Origin of the sequence: Agrobacterium larrymoorei, assembly GCF_013322225.1 — a bacterium.
GTDB classification, from domain to species: domain Bacteria; phylum Pseudomonadota; class Alphaproteobacteria; order Rhizobiales; family Rhizobiaceae; genus Agrobacterium; species Agrobacterium larrymoorei_A.
In genome coordinates, this window is record NZ_JAAMFB010000031.1 from 181,698 (window position 1) to 204,012 (window position 22,315).

The 22,315-nt window shown below is 56.6% G+C and carries 21 protein-coding genes and 1 pseudogene; 17 read left to right on the forward strand and 5 right to left on the reverse strand.

Annotation, left to right across the window (positions count from 1 at the left end; all coding sequences use genetic code 11):
- Positions 1-33: 33 nt before the first annotated feature.
- Positions 34-2,751 carry a preprotein translocase subunit SecA gene (gene secA, locus G6L28_RS19585; RefSeq protein ID WP_174065708.1) on the reverse strand — a complete coding sequence of 906 codons (2,718 nt, stop codon included), beginning with the start codon at positions 2,749-2,751 and terminating at the stop codon, positions 34-36.
- A gap of 241 nt (positions 2,752-2,992) precedes the next feature.
- On the opposite strand from secA, the gene G6L28_RS19590 reads away from it, so the two are divergent.
- The 5 genes from G6L28_RS19590 (at position 2,993) to G6L28_RS19610 (ending at position 6,840) form a co-directional block, all read left to right on the forward strand.
- Positions 2,993-3,862 (forward strand): peptidylprolyl isomerase, encoded by an 870-nt coding sequence (locus G6L28_RS19590; RefSeq protein ID WP_174065710.1) that lies wholly within the window; start codon positions 2,993-2,995, stop codon positions 3,860-3,862.
- A 77-nt stretch (positions 3,863-3,939) separates the two neighbouring features.
- Complete coding sequence (gene argJ / locus G6L28_RS19595; RefSeq protein ID WP_174065712.1) at positions 3,940-5,181, forward strand: bifunctional glutamate N-acetyltransferase/amino-acid acetyltransferase ArgJ; 1,242 nt, start codon at positions 3,940-3,942, stop codon at positions 5,179-5,181.
- An 18-nt stretch (positions 5,182-5,199) separates the two neighbouring features.
- Positions 5,200-5,970: a GNAT family N-acetyltransferase gene (locus tag G6L28_RS19600; protein ID WP_174065714.1), complete on the forward strand. Its 771-nt coding sequence runs from the start codon at positions 5,200-5,202 to the stop codon at positions 5,968-5,970.
- Entirely contained in the window at positions 5,970-6,383 is a 414-nt protein-coding gene (gene mutT / locus G6L28_RS19605; RefSeq protein WP_174065717.1) for an 8-oxo-dGTP diphosphatase MutT, read from the forward strand. The genes G6L28_RS19600 and mutT overlap by 1 nt, the downstream gene beginning before the upstream one ends.
- 142 nt (positions 6,384-6,525) lie before the next feature.
- Positions 6,526-6,840, forward strand: a complete 315-nt coding sequence (locus G6L28_RS19610) for a hypothetical protein (protein WP_174065720.1) — start codon at positions 6,526-6,528, stop codon at positions 6,838-6,840.
- A 99-nt stretch (positions 6,841-6,939) separates the two neighbouring features.
- Here the strand turns inward: G6L28_RS19610 and G6L28_RS19615 are convergent.
- Positions 6,940-7,092: pseudogene (locus G6L28_RS19615) on the reverse strand (TauD/TfdA family dioxygenase); the annotation flags it as partial.
- Positions 7,093-7,291: 199 nt separating this feature from the next.
- On the opposite strand from G6L28_RS19615, the gene G6L28_RS19620 reads away from it, so the two are divergent.
- Entirely contained in the window at positions 7,292-7,489 is a 198-nt protein-coding gene (locus tag G6L28_RS19620) for a Flp family type IVb pilin (RefSeq protein WP_174065722.1), read from the forward strand.
- Positions 7,490-7,521: 32 nt separating this feature from the next.
- Here the strand turns inward: G6L28_RS19620 and G6L28_RS19625 are convergent, their stop codons facing one another.
- A complete protein-coding gene (locus G6L28_RS19625; RefSeq protein WP_174065724.1) occupies positions 7,522-8,391 on the reverse strand; it encodes a methyltransferase domain-containing protein in 870 nt (289 codons plus the stop codon).
- Between the two features lie 78 nt (positions 8,392-8,469).
- Here G6L28_RS19625 and G6L28_RS19630 point away from each other — a divergent pair, with 78 nt between their 5' ends.
- The 5 genes from G6L28_RS19630 to G6L28_RS19650 all read left to right on the forward strand — a co-directional run bounded on the left by G6L28_RS19630 (position 8,470) and on the right by G6L28_RS19650 (position 11,383).
- Positions 8,470-9,228, forward strand: a complete 759-nt coding sequence (locus tag G6L28_RS19630; protein WP_174065726.1) for a ComF family protein — start codon at positions 8,470-8,472, stop codon at positions 9,226-9,228.
- Positions 9,229-9,273: 45 nt separating this feature from the next.
- Complete coding sequence (grxC, locus tag G6L28_RS19635) at positions 9,274-9,528, forward strand: glutaredoxin 3 (RefSeq protein WP_174065728.1); 255 nt, start codon at positions 9,274-9,276, stop codon at positions 9,526-9,528.
- A gap of 37 nt (positions 9,529-9,565) precedes the next feature.
- Complete coding sequence (locus G6L28_RS19640) at positions 9,566-10,426, forward strand: carbon-nitrogen hydrolase family protein (RefSeq protein WP_174065730.1); 861 nt, start codon at positions 9,566-9,568, stop codon at positions 10,424-10,426.
- A complete protein-coding gene (locus G6L28_RS19645) occupies positions 10,423-10,851 on the forward strand; it encodes a DUF1178 family protein (RefSeq protein WP_174065732.1) in 429 nt (142 codons plus the stop codon). Before G6L28_RS19640 ends, G6L28_RS19645 begins: the two co-directional genes overlap by 4 nt.
- 88 nt (positions 10,852-10,939) lie before the next feature.
- Complete coding sequence (locus G6L28_RS19650) at positions 10,940-11,383, forward strand: SRPBCC family protein (protein WP_174065735.1); 444 nt, start codon at positions 10,940-10,942, stop codon at positions 11,381-11,383.
- Between the two features lie 7 nt (positions 11,384-11,390).
- On the opposite strand, the gene ubiG is transcribed toward G6L28_RS19650, so the two are convergent.
- Positions 11,391-12,137, reverse strand: coding sequence for a bifunctional 2-polyprenyl-6-hydroxyphenol methylase/3-demethylubiquinol 3-O-methyltransferase UbiG (ubiG, locus tag G6L28_RS19655; RefSeq protein ID WP_174065737.1), 747 nt, complete (start codon positions 12,135-12,137; stop codon positions 11,391-11,393).
- A 221-nt stretch (positions 12,138-12,358) separates the two neighbouring features.
- On the opposite strand from ubiG, the gene G6L28_RS19660 reads away from it, so the two are divergent.
- A complete protein-coding gene (locus G6L28_RS19660) occupies positions 12,359-13,171 on the forward strand; it encodes an SH3 domain-containing protein (protein ID WP_174065739.1) in 813 nt (270 codons plus the stop codon).
- 56 nt (positions 13,172-13,227) lie between these two features.
- Here the strand turns inward: G6L28_RS19660 and G6L28_RS19665 are convergent, their stop codons facing one another.
- Positions 13,228-15,084 carry a DEAD/DEAH box helicase gene (locus G6L28_RS19665; protein WP_174065740.1) on the reverse strand — a complete coding sequence of 619 codons (1,857 nt, stop codon included), beginning with the start codon at positions 15,082-15,084 and terminating at the stop codon, positions 13,228-13,230.
- Positions 15,085-15,406: 322 nt separating this feature from the next.
- On the opposite strand from G6L28_RS19665, the gene G6L28_RS19670 reads away from it, so the two are divergent.
- The 5 genes from G6L28_RS19670 to G6L28_RS19690 all read left to right on the forward strand — a co-directional run bounded on the left by G6L28_RS19670 (position 15,407) and on the right by G6L28_RS19690 (position 22,297).
- Positions 15,407-16,687 (forward strand): aspartate kinase, encoded by a 1,281-nt coding sequence (locus G6L28_RS19670; protein WP_174065741.1) that lies wholly within the window; start codon positions 15,407-15,409, stop codon positions 16,685-16,687.
- 165 nt (positions 16,688-16,852) lie between these two features.
- Positions 16,853-19,120: a phosphoenolpyruvate--protein phosphotransferase gene (gene ptsP, locus G6L28_RS19675; RefSeq protein WP_174065742.1), complete on the forward strand. Its 2,268-nt coding sequence runs from the start codon at positions 16,853-16,855 to the stop codon at positions 19,118-19,120.
- Positions 19,121-19,155: 35 nt separating this feature from the next.
- Entirely contained in the window at positions 19,156-20,235 is a 1,080-nt protein-coding gene (gene prfA, locus G6L28_RS19680) for a peptide chain release factor 1 (RefSeq protein WP_174065743.1), read from the forward strand.
- Entirely contained in the window at positions 20,232-21,107 is an 876-nt protein-coding gene (gene prmC / locus G6L28_RS19685; RefSeq protein WP_174065744.1) for a peptide chain release factor N(5)-glutamine methyltransferase, read from the forward strand. The genes prfA and prmC overlap by 4 nt, the downstream gene beginning before the upstream one ends.
- 377 nt (positions 21,108-21,484) lie before the next feature.
- A complete protein-coding gene (locus G6L28_RS19690) occupies positions 21,485-22,297 on the forward strand; it encodes a DUF4167 domain-containing protein (RefSeq protein ID WP_174065746.1) in 813 nt (270 codons plus the stop codon).
- Positions 22,298-22,315 lie beyond the last annotated feature (18 nt).

Genomic DNA, 22,315 nt, shown 5'->3' on the forward strand with positions numbered 1-22,315 from the left:
ATGGAAAACCGAAGAATGGAGGTTCAAGCAGGCTTACGCCTGCTCGAAAATGCCGTGGCAGTGCTTGTACTTCTTGCCGGAGCCGCATGGGCAGGCTTCGTTGCGGCTGATCTTGCCCCATGTCGCTGGGTTGCTCGGGTCGCGCTGTTCCGGTGGAACGTAAATTGCCGAAGCACCGCCTGCCGCTTGGGAGAAATCATCCTCGCCAGTGATGGGATCGAGATGATGCGCGGTCATCTCCGGCAGTTCCGCTGGTGGCGGCGCGTCGCGCACGAGTTCCACACGCATCAATTGCGCCGTAACGGCTTCACGCAGGTTCGCGAGAAGAGCTTGGAACAGTTCGAAGGCTTCTGCCTTGTATTCCTGCAATGGATCGCGCTGGGCGTAGCCACGGAAACCAACGACAGAACGGAGATGATCGAGGTTGACGATGTGCTCGCGCCACAGGTGATCAATGGTCTGGAGGATAACCGAGCGCTCGACATAGGTCATCACTTCAGGGCCGAAACGTTCCGCCTTCTCCGCCATGACCTTGTCGGCGGCTTCGGTGACGCGCTGCTGAATATCGTCCTCGGCGATACCTTCTTCCTTCGCCCATTCGTCGACAGGCAGATCGAGGTTCAGTGACTGTTGCAGGGCGGCCTTGAGGCCTGCCGTGTCCCACTGTTCCGCATAGGCGTTTTCGGGAATGTGCTTGGCGACGAGGACTTCGATCACTTCATTGCGCATGTCCGCTGCGGTTTCGCCGATGTTCTCGGCTTCCATCAGTTCCAGACGCTGATCGAAAATGACCTTACGCTGATCGTTCAGCACGTCGTCATATTTGAGAAGGTTCTTACGTGTTTCGAAGTTGCGAGCTTCGACCTTTTTCTGCGCACGCTCTAGTGCCTTATTGATCCAAGGATGAACGATGGCTTCGCCTTCCTTCAGGCCGAGCTTCTGCAGCATCGAATCCATACGGTCCGAACCGAAGATGCGCATCAGGTCGTCCTGTAGGGACAGGTAGAATTTAGAGCGGCCCGGATCGCCCTGACGACCGGAACGTCCGCGCAGCTGGTTGTCGATACGGCGGCTTTCATGGCGTTCCGTTGCTATGACGAAAAGGCCACCGGCGGCGAGCGCCTTTTCCTTGAGAACCTTGATCTCGTCGCGCACGGCCTTTTCCTTGGCGGCGCGCTCTTCTTCGGACTCGATACCCTCAAGTTCGCGCTCGAGACGCATGTCGATATTACCACCGAGCTGAATATCGGTACCGCGACCGGCCATGTTGGTGGCGATCGTTACCGCACCCGGAACACCGGCCTGCGAGACGATATAGGCTTCCTGCTCGTGATAGCGAGCATTCAGAACCTGGAAGTTCTCAAAGCCCGTCTGGCGCAACATCGTTGCGAGAAGCTCGGATTTTTCGATGGAGGTCGTACCCACGAGAACCGGCTGACTACGCTCATGCGCGGAGCGGATCTCCTCGATGATGGCTTTGAACTTCTCTTCGCCCGTACGATAGACTTCGTCGTCTTCATCGATACGCTGGATCGGCAGGTTGGTCGGCACTTCAACGACGTCAAGGCCGTAGATGTTGCCGAATTCTTCCGCTTCGGTCGACGCCGTGCCGGTCATGCCGGAGAGCTTCTTGTACATACGGAAGTAGTTCTGGAAAGTAACGGAAGACAGCGTCTGGTTCTCAGGCTGAATCTGCACCTTTTCCTTGGCTTCAAGTGCCTGATGCTGACCTTCCGAATAACGGCGGCCCGGCATCATGCGGCCGGTGAATTCGTCGATGATAACGATTTCGCCGTTGCGGACGATGTAGTCCTTGTCGCGCTGGAACAGCTTGTGAGCCTTCAGCGCATTGTTGATGTGGTGAACGATGGCGACGTTTTCCACGTCATACATCGACTCACCCTTGAGAAGCCCTGCCTGACGCAGCAGGTTTTCGAGCTTCTCGGTGCCTTCTTCGGAGAAGTTGGCCGAACGCTGCTTCTCATCGATTTCATAGTCATCAGGCGTCAGCATAGGGATGAAAGCATCGATCGTGTTGTAAAGATCGGAGCGATCGTCCAGAGGGCCGGAGATGATGAGCGGCGTGCGCGCCTCATCCACGAGAATGGAGTCGACTTCGTCGACGATGGCGTAGTGATGGCTACGCTGAACCATCTGCGCCTTGTCGTACTTCATGTTGTCACGAAGATAATCGAAACCGAGCTCGTTGTTCGTCGCGTAGGTGATGTCGCAGGCGTAGGCTGCACGGCGCTGGTCATCGTCCAGGCCATGAACGATAACGCCCGTCGTCAAACCGAGGAAGCCATAGAGACGAGCCATCGTACCGGCGTCGCGCTGGGCCAGATAGTCGTTGACGGTAACGACGTGGACGCCTTTGCCTTCCAGCGCGTTGAGATAGACGGCCAGCGTCGCCACGAGCGTCTTGCCTTCGCCCGTCTTCATTTCGGCGATGTCGCCCGAATGAAGAATCATGCCGCCTGTCAGCTGCACGTCGAAGGGGCGCATGCCGAGAACGCGGAGCGAGGCTTCACGCGCAACGGCGAACGCAGGAACGAGAAGACTGTCCAGCGACTTTCCTTCAGCAAGTTGCTGGCGAAACTCTACGGTCTTTGCCGCAAGCGCCTCGTCGGAGAGCCCCTTCATCTGCTCTTCAAGAGCACCTATGGCGGCGATATTGCTACGATATGAGCGCACGCGGCGATCGTTTGACGAGCCAAACAACTTGCGGGCTATTCCGCCGAGACTGACCATCCAACTGGCCCTTTCTGAAATTTCGTTTCCCTTGGGCTTGAAGCTCGTTATTTGGAATAACACACAAATGACGAACGACACCCTGAAACGCATCTGGACGCGAGGTTGCGTGACAGATAAGAGGGGGGGCAAATGATGTCAACGGTTCTGCCCGTTACAGAATGGCCACATTCCGATGTTTGGAAGTTTTTTCAGCCGGAAAACCACGTCTGGAGCCGGCTTTGTCTCCGAAAGGTTCAATATGTTGCGCTACAATAGAATTGCCGCTGCTGTGATCGTGGCTGGTCTTGGTCTTCACTTTCCAGCATTTGCGCAAGAAGATGCCGTTGTTGCCAAGGTCGGCGATCTAGAGATTCGTCAGTCCGAACTCGATCTGGCCATGAGCAATCTCGATCCCCAACTGGCACAGCTGCCAGATGAGCAGAAGAAAGTTGCGGCACTTTCCGGCGCCATCGACGTCAAGTTGATGGTCAAGAACGCGACTGAAGAAGGTCTCGAGAAGACCGATGACTTCAAGAAGCGTCTCGAGTTCATTTCCGACCGGGAGCTCCATAACGCCTACTTCCGCAAGCACGTTGTCGACGCCGTGACCGACGATGAAGTCAAGGCACGCTACGACAAGGAAGTCGCCGGTCTGCCTCAGGAAGAAGAGGTGAAGGCGGCTCACATTCTGGTGGCGACCGAAGAGGAAGCCAAGGACGTGATCAAGCAGCTGGACGGTGGCAAGGATTTTGCGGCGCTTGCAAAGGAAAAGTCGACCGACTCCAATAAGGATGATGGCGGCGATCTCGGCTGGTTCGGCAAGGGCCGTATGGTTCCCGAGTTCGAAGAGGCCGCGTTCAAGCTGGAGAAGGGCGCCTACACAAAGGAGCCCGTCAAGTCGCAGTTCGGCTTCCACGTCATCAAGCTGGAAGATAAGCGCATTGCTCCGCCGCCAGCATATGAGCAGGTCGAGGCGCAGGTTCGTCAGCTCGTCATGCGCGACAAGTATGTTGCGCTGATCGAAAAGGCCAAGGCCGAGCAGAAAGTTGAAATCACCGATGAGGCGCTGCGCAAGGGTTACGAAGAAGCCAGCAAGCAGCAGGACGCTGTTCCTCAGCCGCAGCAGTAATATTTCGTGAGTTGCGGGGCGGCGATAAGCCGCCCTGTTTTCGTTCTATCTTTCATGTCTTGACCGCAGGTTTGCCCATGTCCGCTGCCGTTTCCCCGCTTGCTCCAAAATCCTATCCAGACATGCCTGCGATACGCGGCGTGCGCATGGCAACGGCTGCCGCTGGCATCAAGTACAAGAACCGCACGGACGTCCTGCTGATGGTGTTTGATGCGCCGGCCTCGGTTGCTGGCGTGTTCACGAAATCGCGCTGCCCCTCGGCGCCGGTTGATTACTGCCGCGCCAACCTGCCAGGCGGCGTTGCGCGTGCCGTGGTGGTGAACTCCGGCAATGCCAACGCCTTTACGGGACAGAAGGGCAAAGCCGCTACGGAGCTGACCGGCAAGTCCGCTGCAGAGGCAGTGGGCTGTTCTGAAAGCGAAGTCTTCCTTTCGTCGACGGGCGTCATCGGTGAGCCGCTGGACGCGACTAAATTCGCAGGCGTTCTGGGACAGATGAACACGGATGCGACTGGCGATTTCTGGCATGAAGCCGCAAAGGCCATCATGACGACGGATACCTATCCGAAGGTCGCAACCCGCATGAGCGAAATCGGCGGCGTAAAAGTAACGATCAACGGCATCGCCAAAGGTGCGGGCATGATTGCGCCCGACATGGCGACGATGCTGTCTTATGTGGTGACGGATGCGGATATCTCGCCGTCTGCCTTGCAGGTACTGCTTTCCGCCGGCGTCGGCCCTACATTCAATTCGGTCACGGTCGACAGCGATACATCCACCTCCGATACGCTAATGCTTTTTGCTACCGGTGCTGCCAAAGCTGATGGTCAGGCTCGCATTGAAAACGCTGACGATCCGAGGCTGGAAGGATTTCGTGCCGAACTGAACGATCTTCTCAAAGATCTCGCGCTTCAGGTCGTGCGGGACGGTGAGGGTGCCCGCAAGATGGTCGAAGTCACGGTGACGGGTGCTGAAAGCGATGCCGCTGCGAAGAAAATCGCGCTCTCCATTGCCAATTCGCCTTTGGTGAAGACTGCCGTTGCCGGTGAGGATGCCAACTGGGGCCGTGTTGTCATGGCCGTGGGCAAGTCCGGCGAACTGGCTGACCGTGATCGTCTGGCGATCTGGTTCGGCCATGTGCGCGTTGCCGTGAATGGCGAACGGGACCCAGCCTACTCCGAAGCCGAAGCGTCTGCGGTGATGAAAGAGCAGGACATTCCCGTCAAAGTCGATATCGGGCTTGGCAATGGTACGGCCACCGTCTGGACTTGCGATCTGACGAAGGAATACGTCGAAATCAACGGCGACTACCGGAGCTGATCGGTGGAGGCCAACGACATGCACAGCAGCGCCATAAACCTTCCGCTTGTTCGCCGTCTTGAAGCTGTGGGTTTTCGCGCATGGCCAGCCTCATCGGTCATCTACGACGGCAGCTGGCAGTTACGCCTGACGGGTTCCCATCCATCGAAGCGGATCAACTGCGTTGTCCCGCTGGACCCCTCCGATTATGGAAATTGCGGTTTGCGGCTGGAGAAGGCGCGTAAACGTTTCGAAGATTTCGGTCGCCCGCTGATCATTCGCGAGACGACGTTAATGCCTGCAGAACTGCGGGCTCATCTTTACGATAACGGCTGGACCGTGTTCGAGGAAGTCAAGGTGATGACCTCCGATCTCATTCGCGCCGAACTGCCGGAAACAATTGCTCATCTGCCCAGTCACGATATCGGACGCTTTGTTGAAGCCAGCCTTAAGGTGAGCGGTGACGATCCGGCATTGCGCCCTGCTATTGCTGAAATCGTCAGCTCCATCAAGCCGACGCTAGGGCTCTTCATCAAGGAAGAGATAGAGGGCGATCCGCAGGCGACCGTAATCTGCGTACAGGATAATGACCTTGCGGGAATTCTATCGCTCGATGTGGCCGAGACTGCGCGCCGACGCGGAACGGGCAGTGAGATTCTGACTTCGGCGCTGCGCTGGGCTCGTATCAGCGGGGCGAAGACTGCCTGGCTGCAAGTCGTTTCCACAAACCTGCCTGCCCTGGCGCTTTATGAAAAATTCGGTTTTTCTGAAGCATACACCTACCGCTACTGGGGCAAGGACAATAGCTGATGGAGGAGGCTGGCAAAAAAATCTTGCTCGTCGCGGCCTGTGCGCTGATCGATCAAGACGGGCGAATTTTGCTTGCGCAGAGGCCGGAAGGCAAGTCGCTTGCCGGCTTGTGGGAATTTCCCGGCGGAAAGGTCGAGGCCGGGGAAACTCCGGAAGAGACCCTTGTTCGTGAACTCGAAGAAGAACTCGGAATTAAAACGAAGGTCGCGTGCCTTGCTCCATTGACCTTTGCAAGCCACACTTACGAGACCTTTCATCTCCTGATGCCGCTCTACGTCTGCCGACGCTATGAAGGTATTCCGCACGGAAGGGAAGGGCAGGCCATCAGGTGGGTGAAACCGAAGGCATTGCGGGATTACCCCATGCCACCCGCAGACGAGCCGCTTATTCCTTACTTGCAGGATCTTTTATAAACAGTTTGTGAAAAAGCCCGAAAATCTGGTTTTTCCATAGCCTTGTCTGCCTCAAAACGGGTCGCCATTAACTGATCGTTTAGTAAGCTCTGGCAAATTCTAGGGCTGAAGATTTGGTAAATGGCGCGTAGCGAGGCCGAGCATGAATGAGGATTTCTGGAAAACTGTCGAGGATCGCCAGTCTTATTCTGCCAAGTCGCGAAGGATCGGCGTTCTCAATGTCGCGCTGCTATTTGGTATGGTGGCAGTCGCTCTTTCGCTGATCGTTACGCCGATGCTTGCGGGCAAAACATCTCCCACACGCTTCGCTCAAAATCCCGAAACCTTTGACATGATCAGCACCGGTTCGATCAATCGTGGTGAACAGCCGAAGAGCTACAGCATTCGCCGTAGCATAACGCAGCCGATGCCTGGTTCGGTGTGCATAGTCGACGGGTATTCTAGCCGCGATTGCTAGGTCGCGTTACCATTCGCCGCGGAACTTTGGATGAAGCGCATGCCGCTAGAAACGGTGCCGGTCGCTGACCAGCACCCTACCAGTTGATATCAGGTCACGTCAGGGTTTCACGAGTGCAACACTCCGGCGTCCGTCCACGCCGACAGGTATATCGCCATCCAGCGTCACGCGCCTTACGACGCGATGAGCGTTGCCATAGTCATTTACTGCGTAATGCTGGGTCGCTCTATTGTCCCAAATGATCACGTTGCCCTGCTGCTATTGCCACCGCAAACCGAGCAGTTAGAGAAAGACTATCCGCGGGTCATTGGCGTTGTGACGTCGGCGCTGATTGCTTGGCTTCCATAAAGTTATGGGGTTTCCGTAACGAATTGAACATTTTATTGCCGTACAGTTAGAGAGTGTATCCACTGTGGCAGGCCTGCGCGTGCCTCCCGTCCAGAAGGTTTCCATGTTGCGCAACAAAACCGGAATTCAGCAACGGCTGTGGGCCCTCTTGGGCGACAATAGGGGCGCTACCGCTATCGAGTACGGACTGATCATTGCTCTTATTTCCGGCGCGATGATACTGGGTCTCGAGAGCGTGAGAGACAATCTACTGGCGATCTTCCAGGTTATAGCCGACACGCTTGCTGGCGCTATTGCGTAATACAGCCCGAAACTTTTCCAGCCGATTGAAGGTTACGTCAGCCCTTTGAGGGCGTCCGCCAGCCTCACTTTTGCAGATCCGGGCTTTAGCGGCTTTTGCTGGCTTTGATGTGGAGCCCAACCGGAAACATAGATGATCGAGAACGTTGCGCGAATACGTCCATCAGGGTCGCTATAACGCTCGGCATAGAGCTCGGCCGCACGCATGAAGAACCGCCTCGTCAAGGGTGTTCTGCTGCGCCCGATCAGTGGATTTGCCATTCCCATGGCGCGTAGATCTCGCATCAGCGGAAAGATGGAATCGTATCGAACCGTGTAGGTTTCGGTGTCCGTTACGGGCAGGGCGAAGCCAGCTCTCTGTAAAAGCGCGCCAACATCGCGAACATCCGCGAATGGAATGATGCGCGGGCTGGCGCCGCCCAGCAGTTCTGCCTCCGCCATCAGGAGAACGTCCCGAAGCTCTTGCAATGTACCGCTGCCGGGAATTGCCGCCAGGAATAGGCCATCCGGCTTCAGGGTTTTCCTGATCTGGATCAGGGTGCCGGGTGTATCATTCGTCAGATGCAGGGAAAGCGGTGAAACGACGAGATTCATGGAGGCGGGCTCCAGAGGCAGGTCTTCTATAGGGGCGACCAAAGGAGCGACGCCATCCAGAGTGAAGTCAGCGCGCGTTTCCACACGGATCATGGAACCGACCTTGCCGGTTGCCAGGATACGTTGCGCGGTGATACCGGTCGCGCCGTGCAGTTCTACGGCTGTCTCAAACTGGCGCTCGACGATTGCGATCCGGTCCGCCAGCTCTTCCGCCGCCAGGTCGAGCAGGAAAAGCGCCTTGCGATCTCCCATCTGCCATGCGCGTTTACGATTTTGCTCTACGAGCGCCCGGTCGAAAAGAATGTCCATGCCGTGACCTACCAAAACTTTGCAGTCGCAAAGGCACCTCTTTGCCTTTAAAGTCAATGCGATGCGTGAGGAGAAGTCATGTTTTCAAGGCAGAGCGTTGCGCAACCCATCGGCTGGTTTCTTCGCCATGCACGTGACTTCGTCTATCCGCCCTCCTGTGCCGGATGCGGACGCGCTACAGGTGGCGCCGGTGGTTTCTGCATTCAATGCTGGTCGGGTATCAAATTCATCGAACGGCCCTATTGCGAGATACTTGGTATTCCCTTTGCCTATCACCACGGCGATGGTTCCATTAGCGCCGAAGCTATCGCAAATCCGCCGCCCTTTGACCGTCTGAGGTCGGCCACCTTGCACGATGGCCCGGCTCGAAAGCTCGTCCATCAACTGAAATATCTGGACCGAACCGATCTCGCCCGGCAGATGGCATCGTGGATGCTAAGAGCAAGCGACGATACGGTGGCGAATTGCGACTTTATCATGCCGGTGCCACTGCACCGCCGCCGCTTTTTAAGTCGCCGCTTCAACCAATCCGCAGAACTGGCACGGCATCTATCTGCTATGTCCGGGAAAGCTTTTCTTCCTTCCACGCTGGTGCGCGTGAAGCCGACCAGCCGACAGGTGGGGCTTTCCGCGCGCGCAAGAAAGGACAACGTTCGCGGGGCATTTGCCATTTCACCTGGACGGGAAACCGATGTCATGGGCAAACGGATTGTGCTTGTCGATGATGTTTATACGACTGGCGCGACGGTCGCCGCAGCCGCCAAACGGCTGAAGAAATCCGGTGCCGCAGATGTCACCGTTTTGACCTTTGCAATGGCGATTTCCGGGCCTATATGACAGTTAGAAGCTGGACGTTTCCAAGCATTTGCGAGGTTTATACATATGGCATCCGTAACAATCTACACGCGTGATTTTTGTGGCTACTGCGCTCGCGCCAAAGCATTGCTGGAAGGCAAAAGCGTAGACTTCAAGGAATACAATGCGACCGAAAATCCAGATTATCGTCAGGAAATGATGGAAAAATCTGGTCGAAACACATTCCCGCAAATCTTTATTGGCGCACAGCATGTCGGCGGTTGTGACGACCTCCATGCGCTTGACCGCGACGGAAAGCTGGACGCGCTTCTGGCCGGGTAATGTGCAGTAACTGACTATGAACATTGGAAACAGAGACATGAGCTTCAAGGCCGCAGCAATTCAGATGTGCTCCGGGGTTGACCCAAGGAAGAACGCCGCCGACATGGAGCGTCTTGTTCGGCAGGCGGCCGCTGAGGGCGCTGTTTATGTTCAGACACCGGAAATGACCGGTGCCCTGCAACGGGATCGTTCTGCTCTTCGTGCTGTGTTGAAAGATGAAAAGGGCGATGTGATTGTCTCAACCGCCGCCAAGCTTGCGCGGGAACTCGGCATCTATATCCATGTCGGCTCTACTGCGATTGCGCGCGCAGACGGAAAAATTGCGAATCGTGGTTTTCTGTTTGCACCGGATGGCGATCGAATCTGTACCTACGACAAAATCCATATGTTCGACGTCGATTTGGACAACGGTGAAAGTTGGCGCGAGAGTGCAGCCTACGAGCCGGGCAACGAAGCGCGTATCGTTGAATTGCCACTCGCTACCTTCGGCTTTGCCATCTGCTATGATGTCCGTTTCCCGTCACTTTTCCGCACGGAGGCGGTGGCTGGCGCTCAGGTGCTGACGGTCCCTGCGGCCTTCACGAAACAGACTGGAGAAGCCCATTGGGAAATCCTCCTTCGCGCCCGTGCGATTGAAAACGGTGCATTTCTCATCGCTGCCGCACAAGGCGGCACGCATGAAGACGGTCGTGTGACCTATGGTCACTCCATGATGATCGACCCGTGGGGAAAAATTATTGCTGCTGCTGGAGGGGATGGCGAGGAGATTATCTATGCGGATATCGATCCCTCGCTCGTCGCTTCCGTTCGGGGCAAAATCCCTAATCTCAAGAATGCTCGTGAGTTTCAGCTCGATTCCGTCACCGCTGCCACGATTAAGGGGAGTGCCGTGGCGTGATCCGTTATTCGCTCAGTTGCGAACGTACGCATGAGTTCGAAGGTTGGTTTTCAGGCAGTGCGGATTATGACAGCCAGCTTGCGCGCGGGTTGATCGGCTGCCCCGTCTGTGGATCGCAAAATGTGTCCAAGACGCTGATGGCACCGTCGCTTTCAACGTCGAGAACGAAAGAAGCCATGCGTACCTTGGCGATGGACACTGCGCAGAAAGAGGCCTTCGCCAAAATCAAGGAAACGTTGGCCAATATTCGTGCCAATGCCGAGGACGTTGGCGACAAATTTGCCGAGGAAGCCCGTAAGATTCATTATGGCGAGACGGAAGAACGCGGTATCATCGGCCAAGCTTCTATTGAAGAAGCCAAAGCGCTGCTGGATGAGGGCATAGAGGTCGCAGCATTGCCAGTGCTCCCGGATGACGTAAATTGAGGTACTGGGAGTAGCACTGGAATCGGCAGGCTCCGCCTTGGTTATGTTACCTCATCAGTCGTGAATTTCCGGCCAGAGGAGGACCAACATGCCAAGCACCGTTACGTTTCACCGGGTTCTATCCACCAAGCCGGAGAAAGTTTATCGAGCATTTCTCGAACCGGATGCGATGGCGAAATGGTTGCCACCAAACGGCTTTCTGTGCACCGTTCATCTGTTCGAACCGAAAGTAGGCGGCATTTTCAAGATGTCGTTTCGTAATTTCACGACAAACGAAATTCACAGCTTTGGCGGTGAATATGTCGAGCTCATTCCGAATGAGTTGATCCGCTACACCGATAAGTTCGATGATCCGGATCTGCCCGGCGAAATGAGCGTAACGGTCCGCTTAAGGCAGGTATCGGTCGGGACGGAACTGACGATAGAGCAAGCTGGAATTCCAGACGTTATCCCCGCCGAAGCCTGTTATCTCGGCTGGCAGGAATCGTTGCGAAACCTTGCCCGTGTCGTGGAGCCCGATATTCAAGGATGATGGTTCGTTACGCCGGGCGCTTGGCGAGAACCATATAGTTGACATCCATGTCCGGAGAAAGGTTCCAGCGATCCTGAACCAGGTTGTAGAACACACCGGTACGGTGAATGACATCCATACCGCTGGCTACGATCGGTTTCTCCAACTCATCCGGTCGCACCAGCTTTTCGTACTGGTGCGTTCCGCGCGGCAACCATTTGAGTACGTTTTCAGCCGCAAAGATCGCAAGCGCACGCGCCTTCAGTGTTCGATTGATTGTTGCTGCAAACATCAGCCCGCCCGGCCGCACCATTTGCGCACAAGTGCGGACGAACAAATCGACATCGGCGACGTGTTCCACCACTTCCATGTTAAGTATGACGTCGAAGGTTTCGCCGGCTTCCTGCAATTGTTCGGCAGTCACTGCGCGGTAATCCACTGTTACGCCGCTTTCACGAGCATGGGTGGTGGCGATTCCGATATTCTTTTCGGAAGGATCGGCGCCCACGACATCGGCGCCCATGCGTGCCACAGGTTCGGAAAGTAGTCCGCCGCCGCAGCCGATATCAAGAACGCGCAAGCCCTCTAGCGGGCGATGCGCTTTAGGGTCGCGGACGAAATTTTCGCACACGCGATTACGGATATATTCGAGCCTGACAGGATTGAACTTGTGAAGCGGGCGGAACTTCCCGGTCGGGCTCCACCACTCTGCCGCCATCGCGGAGAAACGGTCTACCTCGCTCTGGTCGACGGTCGTTTTCGCGGTCTCGCTCATCATCCTGCTCCATCTTCGCTATAGGTCTGAAGTCGGATGATTGACCTTCGAAGTCAAGGGCAGGGCTTAATATCCTTTACGGAAACGGCCATGCACTGGGGACGGCAGGGAACTGATATGAGCCAATTTCCGTTTCATGCTGCGTTCATGAAGGCAGGCGTATTTTCCAAATCAGACGCCGAAAATAATCGGCGCGCGAGCCTTTGCTTGAGGAGAATGAAGTGAAGAATAAACTGTTTGGTGCAATTGCGCTGCTCGCGCTTGTTGCTGCTCCGGCCTTGGCCGAAGCCGCGACGAGAGGCTTTGCCACCGCTAATGTGAATATGCGTTCGGGACCAAGCACGGCATATCCAGCCGTCGTCGTTATCCCCAACGGTGCGCCGCTGACTATCCATGGATGCCTGTCCGATACGCCGTGGTGCGACGTGTCCTTCAGCTACGGTCGTGGTTGGGTCGCCGGTCGTTATGTTCAGGCGATGTATCGCCAGAACCGCGTTTACGTGGAACCACGTTACTATCGCGATCTCGGCGTTCCAATCGTCACATTTGAAGTCGGCCGTTACTGGGATCAGAATTACCGTGACCGCGATTTCTACCGCGAGCGTGATCGCTGGCGTCGCCCCCCTCCCTCTGGTGGTTACTGGAATGCGCCTCCGCCGTGGGCCGACAGGGATCGTCCGCGTCCTCGCGAAGAGTGGCGCGATCCCCGTGGTCGCGGCCCGAATGACGGTCGCTGGGAGCGGCAGTACGGTAATTGGGACCAAAATGATCGTGACCGTCGAGACGGCGACCGCGATCGTGCGGACAGAGACCGCCGCGATGGCGACCGGGAGCGTTGGGAACGCGACCGCGACCGTAATAGAGATCAGGATCGCGCATGGCGTGAACAGCGCTCCAATGATGACCGCCGTCAATGGGATGTTGACCGTCGGGATGGCGACCGCAATCGTGACGGCGAACGCGCTCCGCGCCCACCACGTGATGGACAGCAGTTTGGCTGCATCGTGGGTTCACCGGGTTGCCCTAACCCGTAACCCTGTGAGTAAGCGAATAAAAAAACCGGCGGATTGCTCCCGCCGGTTTTTCAATTTTAGTGGTCTTTTTTCTTAGGAGTGCGCTTTTCGAAGGGCTTGTCTTTCTTTCCTTCGAATTTCGCAGGCCGATCTCCACGAGGCGCATCGTTGCCCGGCTTCGACTTTTTCTTCCAGGGCTTTTCGTCGGTGCGGCGCTCGCCGCCGAAATCTGCCTTGGCGCCGAATTTCTTCTGGGCTTTCGGCGGGCGGGTGTCTTCGCGTGGCTTGCCGGTCATATCCGGCTTGCCTTCCATGGCCTTGACGCGAATGCCCTTTTCCAGAGCCATATCCTTGCCAAGCGCCGATTCAAAACGGTCGACCGCATCAGCCGCCAATTCGACGTAGGTCTCGGTCTGCTGCATACGGATCGCGCCAATGTCCTGGCGGGTCAGCTTACCGAAGCGGCATAGCATGGGGATGAGCCAGCGCGGCTCGGCATTCTGCTTGCGGCCCACGGAAAGCGTGAACCAAGCGCTATCGGCAAAGTCGGAGCGTTCGCGGCGCGGTGCATTGTTTTCCACATGCTCGAAGCTGTCGCGGCGTGGCTTGCGGCCATCGAGAGAGACTTCGGAAATGTCTTCCGGCGCAGAGCGACCGGCGTGGAACAGGCGCACGAATGCAGCTGCAACTTTCTCGGCACCATGCTGCTCCAGCAGCTTGGCCACGAAATCGCGCTCATCATCACTGACATCTTCGTTAAGCGAAGGATCGGCCAGCAGTCGTACGCCATCGCGCTCGACGATTTCTTCGACGGTTGGTGGGCGAACCCATGCCGGGCTAACCTTTGCACCGTCAAGCAGGCGTTCTGCCTTGCGGCGCTGGCTGACCGGAACCACGATGGCACTTACGCCCTTCTGACCGGCGCGGCCAGTACGGCCCGAACGGTGCAGAAGCGTTTCGGAATTGGTCGGCAGATCGGCGTGGATGACGAGCTCAAGACCGGGAAGGTCTATACCACGAGCGGCAACGTCTGTTGCCACGCAAACGCGGGCGCGACCGTCACGCATCGCCTGGAGCGCGTGTGTCCGCTCATTCTGGCTGAGTTCGCCGGACAGCGCCACGACGGAGAAGCCGCGATTGTTCAAGCGGGCTGTCAGATGGTTTACCGCTGCACGGGTGGAGCAGAACACGATGGCGTTGCGTGCTTCGTAATAACGCAGGGCATTTATGATCGCGTTTTCGCGGTCCGATGGCGTGACGAGCAAGGCACGATATTCAATATCGACGTGCTGCTTCTGCTCGGATGCGGTAGCGACGCGAACGGCGTTCTTCTGATAGCTCTCGGCGAGCTTTGCAATGCTGCGCGAAACGGTGGCCGAGAACATCAGCGTGCGACGATCTTCCGGCGATTCTTCGAGAATGAATTCGAGGTCTTCGCGGAAGCCGAGATCAAGCATCTCGTCGGCTTCATCCAGCACCACGGCGCGAATGGCGGAGAGGTCCAGCGCGTTGCGCTTGATGTGATCGCAAAGACGGCCGGGTGTGCCGACGATGATATGCGCGCCACGTTCCAGCGCACGGCGCTCGGTGCGGATATCCATGCCACCAACGCAGGAAGCGATGGAAACGCCGGTAAATTCATAAAGCCATTCCAGCTCGCGCTTCACCTGCATGGCAAGCTCGCGGGTAGGGGCAATTGCAATGGCGAGCGGGGCCCCAGCGGAGCCGAAACGGCCGCTTTCCGGGAGAACCGTTGGAGCAATGGCAATACCGAAAGCCACGGTTTTGCCGGAGCCGGTCTGGGCGGAAACGAGTGCGTCCTTCCCTTCCAGTTCGGGCGCAAGCATCGCCTTCTGAACCGGAGTCAAATCTTTATAGCCGCGTTTTTCCAACGCCTGTGCAATCGCCGGGGCGATACCCTGGGTGTCTGTCATCTACCGTCTTTCGGATATGGGGCTGCCTGCATCCGCCCAAAACCCAATAAAACCCGAGGTCATAGAGCAGCCGATACCGGCCTTTTCGGCCATCTGGCCGGTTGAATTGCCGCGCTCTTACTGCGAATGGCGCGGTTTGTACAGGCCACTGCGGTACGGTCGCGCTTGAAAGACGTACCGCATGGTTCAGAATCGGCATTGCGTGGCTGATACCTTTTCGCTAAGAGACCCGCAACTTGAGGCCTTCATAACTAGGCCGACTGGTTTGTGCTCTTGCTCTGCCGCATAAGCGCGGCAAAATGGGATGGTACTGGTCAAAACTATGGCTCGCATTGTCATGAAATTCGGCGGCACGTCCGTCGCCAATCTGGAACGCATTCACAATGTCGCTCGGCATGTGAAACGTGAAGTGGATGCAGGCCATGAAGTGGCCGTCGTCGTTTCGGCCATGTCCGGAAAAACCAATGAGCTGGTCGATTGGGTTCAAAACACGCCTAAAGTTGCCGGTGCCGCGGGCGCTGCTTCCTTTTATGATGCGCGCGAATATGACGCCATCGTCGCGTCCGGCGAGCAGGTGACCTCGGGTCTTCTGGCTGTTGCGTTGCAGTCCCTGGGTGTCAATGCCCGTTCGTGGCAGGGTTGGCAGATCCCCATCCGTACCGATAACGCACATGGTGCTGCCCGCATTCTCGATATCGACGGCTCCGATATTATTCGCCGCATGGGCGAAGGCCAGGTCGCCGTGGTAGCAGGTTTCCAGGGCCTCGGCCCGGATAACCGTATTGCTACGCTCGGTCGTGGCGGCTCGGACACCTCTGCTGTCGCCATCGCTGCTGCCGTCAAGGCGGATCGCTGCGATATTTATACAGACGTCGATGGCGTCTACACCACAGACCCGCGCATCGTACCCAAGGCACGCCGCTTGAAGAAGGTCGCCTTCGAGGAAATGCTCGAAATGGCGTCGCTCGGCGCAAAGGTCTTGCAGGTTCGCTCGGTCGAACTTGCCATGGTGCACAAGGTTCGTACCTTCGTGCGCTCTAGCTTTGAGGATCCCGATGCACCGGGCATGGGCGACCTCATCAACCCGCCCGGTACTTTGATTTGTGACGAGGAAGAAATCGTGGAACAGGAAGTCGTAACCGGCATTGCCTATGCCAAGGATGAAGCACAAATCTCACTGCGCCGCCTGTCGGATCGCCCGGGTGTTTCGGCTGCCATCTTCGGACCGCTGGCCGAGGCGCACATCAATGTCGACATGATCGTGCAGAATATCTCGGAAGATGGTTCGCGCACCGATATGACCTTCACTGTCCCTTCGGGCGATGCTCCCAAGGCGCTGAAGGTCTTGGAAGACAACAAGGCACAGATCGGCTTCGACGTCGTTCAGAACGAAACAGGCCTTGCCAAGGTTTCGGTCATCGGTATCGGCATGCGCAGCCATGCGGGCGTTGCCGCAAGCGCGTTCAAGGCGCTGGCTGAAAAGAATATCAACATCAAGGCCATTACCACCTCGGAAATCAAGATTTCGATACTTATCGACGGTGCCTATGCGGAACTTGCAGTTCGCACTTTGCATTCTGCCTATGGTCTGGATAAGAGTTGATTTGTTGAACCTCGGCACATGTCATCCGATTCTTCAAAACGGTGTAATGTCTCGATAAGACGTCGTTAATACGCTTGTTAGTTGTGTTGTCGACGCTATAGTTTTGATTGAGCCTTCCGTGCGGGCCATGTCGGCTCGCACGTTCGGTATTCGGGAGCATACGCGATGAGAGACCTTTCCGCAGGTCCGCGCGTCCTCCTCAGGCGGCTTCGCGAAATGATGGCGGAGCATCTTGAGCCGCAGGAGCGCCTCGACCAGATTGTCCGGCAAATTGCCAGCAACATGGTGGCAGAGGTGTGTTCCGTCTATGTGTTGCGTTCTGACAGTATACTCGAGCTTTATGCCACTGAAGGCCTGAACAAGGATGCCGTTCACCTCGCCCAGCTGAAAATGGGGCAAGGTCTTGTCGGTACTATTGCCGCGTCTGCCCAACCACTCAATCTTTCCGATGCGCAGGCGCATCCTGCCTTCCGCTATCTCCCTGAAACGGGAGAGGAAATTTATCATTCCTTCCTCGGTGTGCCGATTTTAAGATCCGGTCGCACTCTTGGCGTTCTTGTCGTTCAGAACAAGACCAGCCGAACATACCGGGAGGATGAAGTTGAAGCGCTTGAAACAACCGCGATGCTTATTGCGGAAATAGTGGCGAGCGGCGAATTGAAGAAAATCACCCGTCCCGGCGTGGAACTGGATTTGACAAGGGCTGTCTCCATCGATGGCGACGCCTATGGTGAAGGCATCGGCCTTGGCCATGTCGTTCTGCACGATCCACGCATCGTCGTCACCAACCTGCTGAACGAAGACGCAGACACCGAAATTCGGCGGCTCGCCGAAGCGATCGGCTCGTTGCGCCTGTCCATCGACGACATGCTGCAACGGCGCGATGTCGCAACGGAAGGTGAGCATCGCGAGGTGCTAGAAACCTATCGCATGTTCGCGCACGACCAGGGCTGGGTTCGCCGCATGGAAGAGGCGATCCGCAATGGTTTGACGGCGGAAGCGGCGGTCGAGAAGGTTCAGAGCGATACCAAGGCGCGCATGATGCGCCTGACCGATCCCTATCTTCGGGAGCGGATGCATGATTTCGACGATCTTGCAAACCGGCTTCTGCGCCAGTTGATCGGTTTCGGCGGACGCGGGCCGGAAGAGGATTTTCCCGCAGACGCTATCGTTCTCGCACGTGCCATGGGCGCTGCCGAGCTTTTGGACTACCCCCGTGAGAAGCTGCGCGGTCTGGTACTGGAAGACGGTGCGGTAACGAGCCACGTCGTCATCGTTGCGCGTGCAATGGGCATACCTGTTATCGGTCAGGCAACCGGCATTGTTGCGCTGGCCGAAAACAATGATGCGATCATCATCGATGGCGATGACGGCCAAGTGCATCTTCGTCCAATGACGGATTTGCAGCGCGCTTATGAAGAAAAAGTTCGCCTGCGCGCCCGGCGTCAGGAGCAGTTCCGTGCGCTGAAGAACGTCGAATCTCTGACCCGGGACGGTCAGAAGGTCAGCCTTAACATGAATGCTGGTCTCTTGGTCGATCTGCCGCAGCTGGAAGAATCCGGTGCGGAGGGCATCGGCCTGTTCCGTACCGAGCTTCAGTTCATGATTGCTTCCAACATGCCTAAGGGTGAGGAGCAGGAAGCGTTTTACCGAAGCGTGCTTCGCAATGCGAAGGGCAAGCCTGTTACTTTCCGCACGCTGGATATCGGCGGCGATAAAGTCGTGTCTTACATGCGGGGACAGGAAGAGGAAAATCCGGCACTCGGCTGGAGAGCGATCCGCTTGTCGCTGGATCGTCCAGGGCTGATGCGTACGCAGATGCGCGCGTTGCTGCGTGCTGCATCCGGTGCCGAATTGCGCATCATGCTGCCGATGATTACCGAGGTGGCGGAAATCCGTGCTGCTCGAGATCTGCTACAAAAGGAAGTCCAGCACCTTTCGAAGTTCGGCCATTCCTTGCCAAGGAAACTGCAATTCGGCGCGATGCTGGAGGTTCCTGCCCTTCTTTGGCAGTTAGACGAGTTGATGGCAGAGGCCGACTTCGTCTCGGTCGGTTCAAACGATCTGTTCCAGTTCACGATGGCAGTGGACAGGGGCAATGCGCGCGTGTCGGATCGTTTCGACAATCTTGGCAAGCCGTTCCTGCGCATTCTTCGTGATGTTGTGCGGGCTGGCGAGCGCAATAATACGTCCGTTACATTATGCGGCGAAATGGCGAGCAAGCCTCTGTCGGCCATGGCATTGATAGGGCTTGGTTTCCGCTCGGTTTCCATGTCCCCGACTGCAATCGGTCCGGTCAAGGCAATGCTGCTGGGGCTGGACGCGGGTTTGCTTGCAGAAGAATTGAATGCAGCGCTGGACGATCGAAAATCGACCGAAAGTCCGCGGGATTTGCTCTTACGTTTTGCCGCGGCCCATTCGATCCCTATCTAAAGCACAAAACAGTATGGAAATGGAGTACGTGACAGGTGGCGAAGCTTCCCGTCGAGAAAATGCGTGAGCTTGAACGTCGTTTCGGAGAGATAGAAGCGCGCATGTCTGCCGGTCCCGCTGCGGACGTCTATGTAAAGCTGGCATCCGAATATTCCGAGTTGCAGCCGGTCGTGACGACAATTCGCGAATTCGAAAAGGCGCAGGCAGAGGCTGCCGATCTGGAAGCTCTGCTCTCGGACAAGTCCACCGACCGCGACATGCGAGAACTGGCGGAAGCCGAGTTACCAGAGATATCCGAGCGTATCGAAGCGCTCGAGAAGGAAATGCAGATCCTTTTGCTGCCAAAGGATGCGGCGGACGAGAAGAGCGCGATCCTTGAAATTCGTGCAGGCACCGGCGGCTCTGAAGCGGCGCTTTTCGCAGGCGATTTGTTTCGCATGTACGAGCGGTTTTCCAGTACGAAGGGCTGGAAAGTCGAGGTGTTGTCAGCAAGCGAAGGTGAAGCGGGCGGTTTCAAGGAAATTATTGCCACCATCACCGGACGCGGCGTGTTTTCCAAGCTCAAGTTCGAGTCTGGTGTGCACCGCGTACAGCGCGTGCCGGAAACGGAAGCAGGCGGTCGTATCCATACATCCGCCGCCACCGTGGCGGTGCTGCCGGAAGCGGAAGATATCGATATCGAAATCCGCGCCGAAGATATCCGTGTCGATACGATGCGCGCATCGGGTGCGGGTGGTCAGCACGTTAATACGACTGACTCTGCCGTTCGCATCACGCATCTACCGACCGGTCTTATCGTAACCTCCTCCGAAAAGTCGCAGCACCAGAACCGTGCCAAGGCCATGCAGGTACTGCGCTCACGGCTTTACGATATCGAGCGCCAGAAGGTGGATAGCGAGCGTTCCGCTGATCGCAAAAGCCAAGTGGGCTCCGGTGATCGTTCAGAGCGTATCCGCACCTACAACTTCCCGCAGGGCCGCGTTACGGATCATCGCATCAACCTCACGCTTTACAAGCTGGACCGGATGATTGAGGGCGATATCGATGAAATCGTCGATGCATTGATCGCCGATTATCAGGCCGGTCAGCTCGCGCAACTCGGCGAACAGCAGTGACGGTCGGCCAGAAGACCGTTCAGACATATTTACTTGAGGCGCGTAAGCGCCTTGACGCTGCAGGTGTTTCCGATCCGACGACCGATGCGCGGTTGCTGATTGGAGAGGTGATCGGTTTTTCGCTAACGGACTTTATGTTGAAGGGCGAGCGGCCTTTGAGCAATGACGAGCTGGCCGGGATCGTTCCGATGATCGCCCGTCGGGAACGAGGAGAGCCGGTTCATCGCATCCTCGGACATCGCGAGTTTTACGGTCTCGATCTGCTGCTGTCTTCCGGGACGCTGGAGCCGCGCCCGGATACCGAGGTGCTGGTGGATGCTGTGTTGCCATATCTCCGCGGGTTCACCGAACGAAACGACACGGCACGCATCCTTGATATGGGCATCGGCACTGGTGCCATCTGTCTTGCGTTGCTGCACAGCGTTCCAGAAGCTACTGGTGTCGGCAGCGATATTTCGCTCGACGCACTGGCGACCGCAGCGCGAAATGCTGAGCGACATGGCCTGCGAGACAGGTTCGAAACTGTTGAAAGCAACTGGTTCGACAATATTTCCGGTAGCTTCGACATAATCTTGTCGAATCCGCCCTATATCAGGACGGAAGTCATCGATAGCCTTGATCGCGAAGTTCGTGATTTCGATCCTTTAGCCGCACTTGACGGCGGCGAAGATGGCCTTCTTCCCTACAGAGCCATTGCCGAAAAAGCTGTTGATTTTCTGAATGATGGTGGAGTGATCGGCGTTGAAATCGGCTATGATCAAAAGGTTGATGTCGCTGCCATATTCGCTTCGAACGGATATGATTGCGTCAAGAGCGTGAAAGATTATGGCGGTAATGATCGCGCATTGATCTTTTGCAGACAAATGAGATGACGCGCACATGCGTTTTGTTCAAGGATATTTTGCAAAGCAAAAGAAAAGGCTTGGATTTCCGCATGAAGCGGGCTAGTTTGCGGCCACATGCCGGGTGGCTGAGGGCGAAAGAAGATTCGCCAGAGTTTGGATCAGTCCCGAAGCGGGTTCCCTTTAAGAGCCCTGAAAGGCTGGGCATTTCCGGCATGTGATTCAGGAAACTTCGTTCGCAGGCGGCTTGATGCAGCATTTGCGCATCCGGTCCGTTAAACGCGAGGTCTTGTCTTTAAATCAAGGCGCGTGATGGGCGCAGTTCAGAAAAGTCCCCTTGGGTTCTTGTCCGGACTGCTTCGAAATAATGAGAATTGTCAGCACAACAGAATTCAGGTGAGCAATTGATGAGGCCAGGACAGCAAAACAAGCGCGGCCGGGGGCGTGGTACTAACAACAACAATAACAATGGCGGCGGCAACAACAACAATTTCAACCGCAAGGGTGGAAATCCGCTAACCAGAACCTACGACAGTTCCGGCCCCGATGTTAAAATTCGCGGTACTGCCCAGCACATAGCGGAAAAATACGCAACACTGGCGCGGGATGCTCAAAGCTCCGGCGACCGTGTTATCGCTGAAAACTATCTCCAGCACGCCGAGCACTACAACCGCATCATAGCGTCGGCACAGGCGCAGATGCAGGAACGCTTCCAGCAGGCCGATCGTGATTATGGTAGCGACCGCGATGCTGACGATATGGATGGAAACGAAAATGACGATAATGTCGTCGTGATGCCTGTTGCTCATGAGCAGCACGAGCAGCGCGCGCCTCGTCAGGATCAGCCAGAGCGCCAGGATAGACAGGAACGGCAGGACAGAAACGAGCGTCGCGACCGTCGTGAGCGCCCGAACCGTCCAGAGCGTCAGCCGCGTGAAGCTCAGGCCGAAGATGGTTCCGCACCAGTCCCCGTAGCGCCACCTGCCGCACCTGTTTACGATGCAAGCTCTGCTCCGCAGCCCGTCATCGAAGGTACGCCGAAGGAAGTTGCGGTTGAAGAAGAGGCCCAGGCCGAATCCGCTACGACAGAACGCGCGCCCCGCCGTGCCCGAAGCGCAACGCCACGCCCACGTCGCCCGCGCCGTTCGACATCTGCGGAAGAGGGTGAAGGCGCTGCCGAAGGTGGCGAACCAGTAACTCTGGAAAATGCCGCAGAATAAGTTCGCGGTACAGTTCAG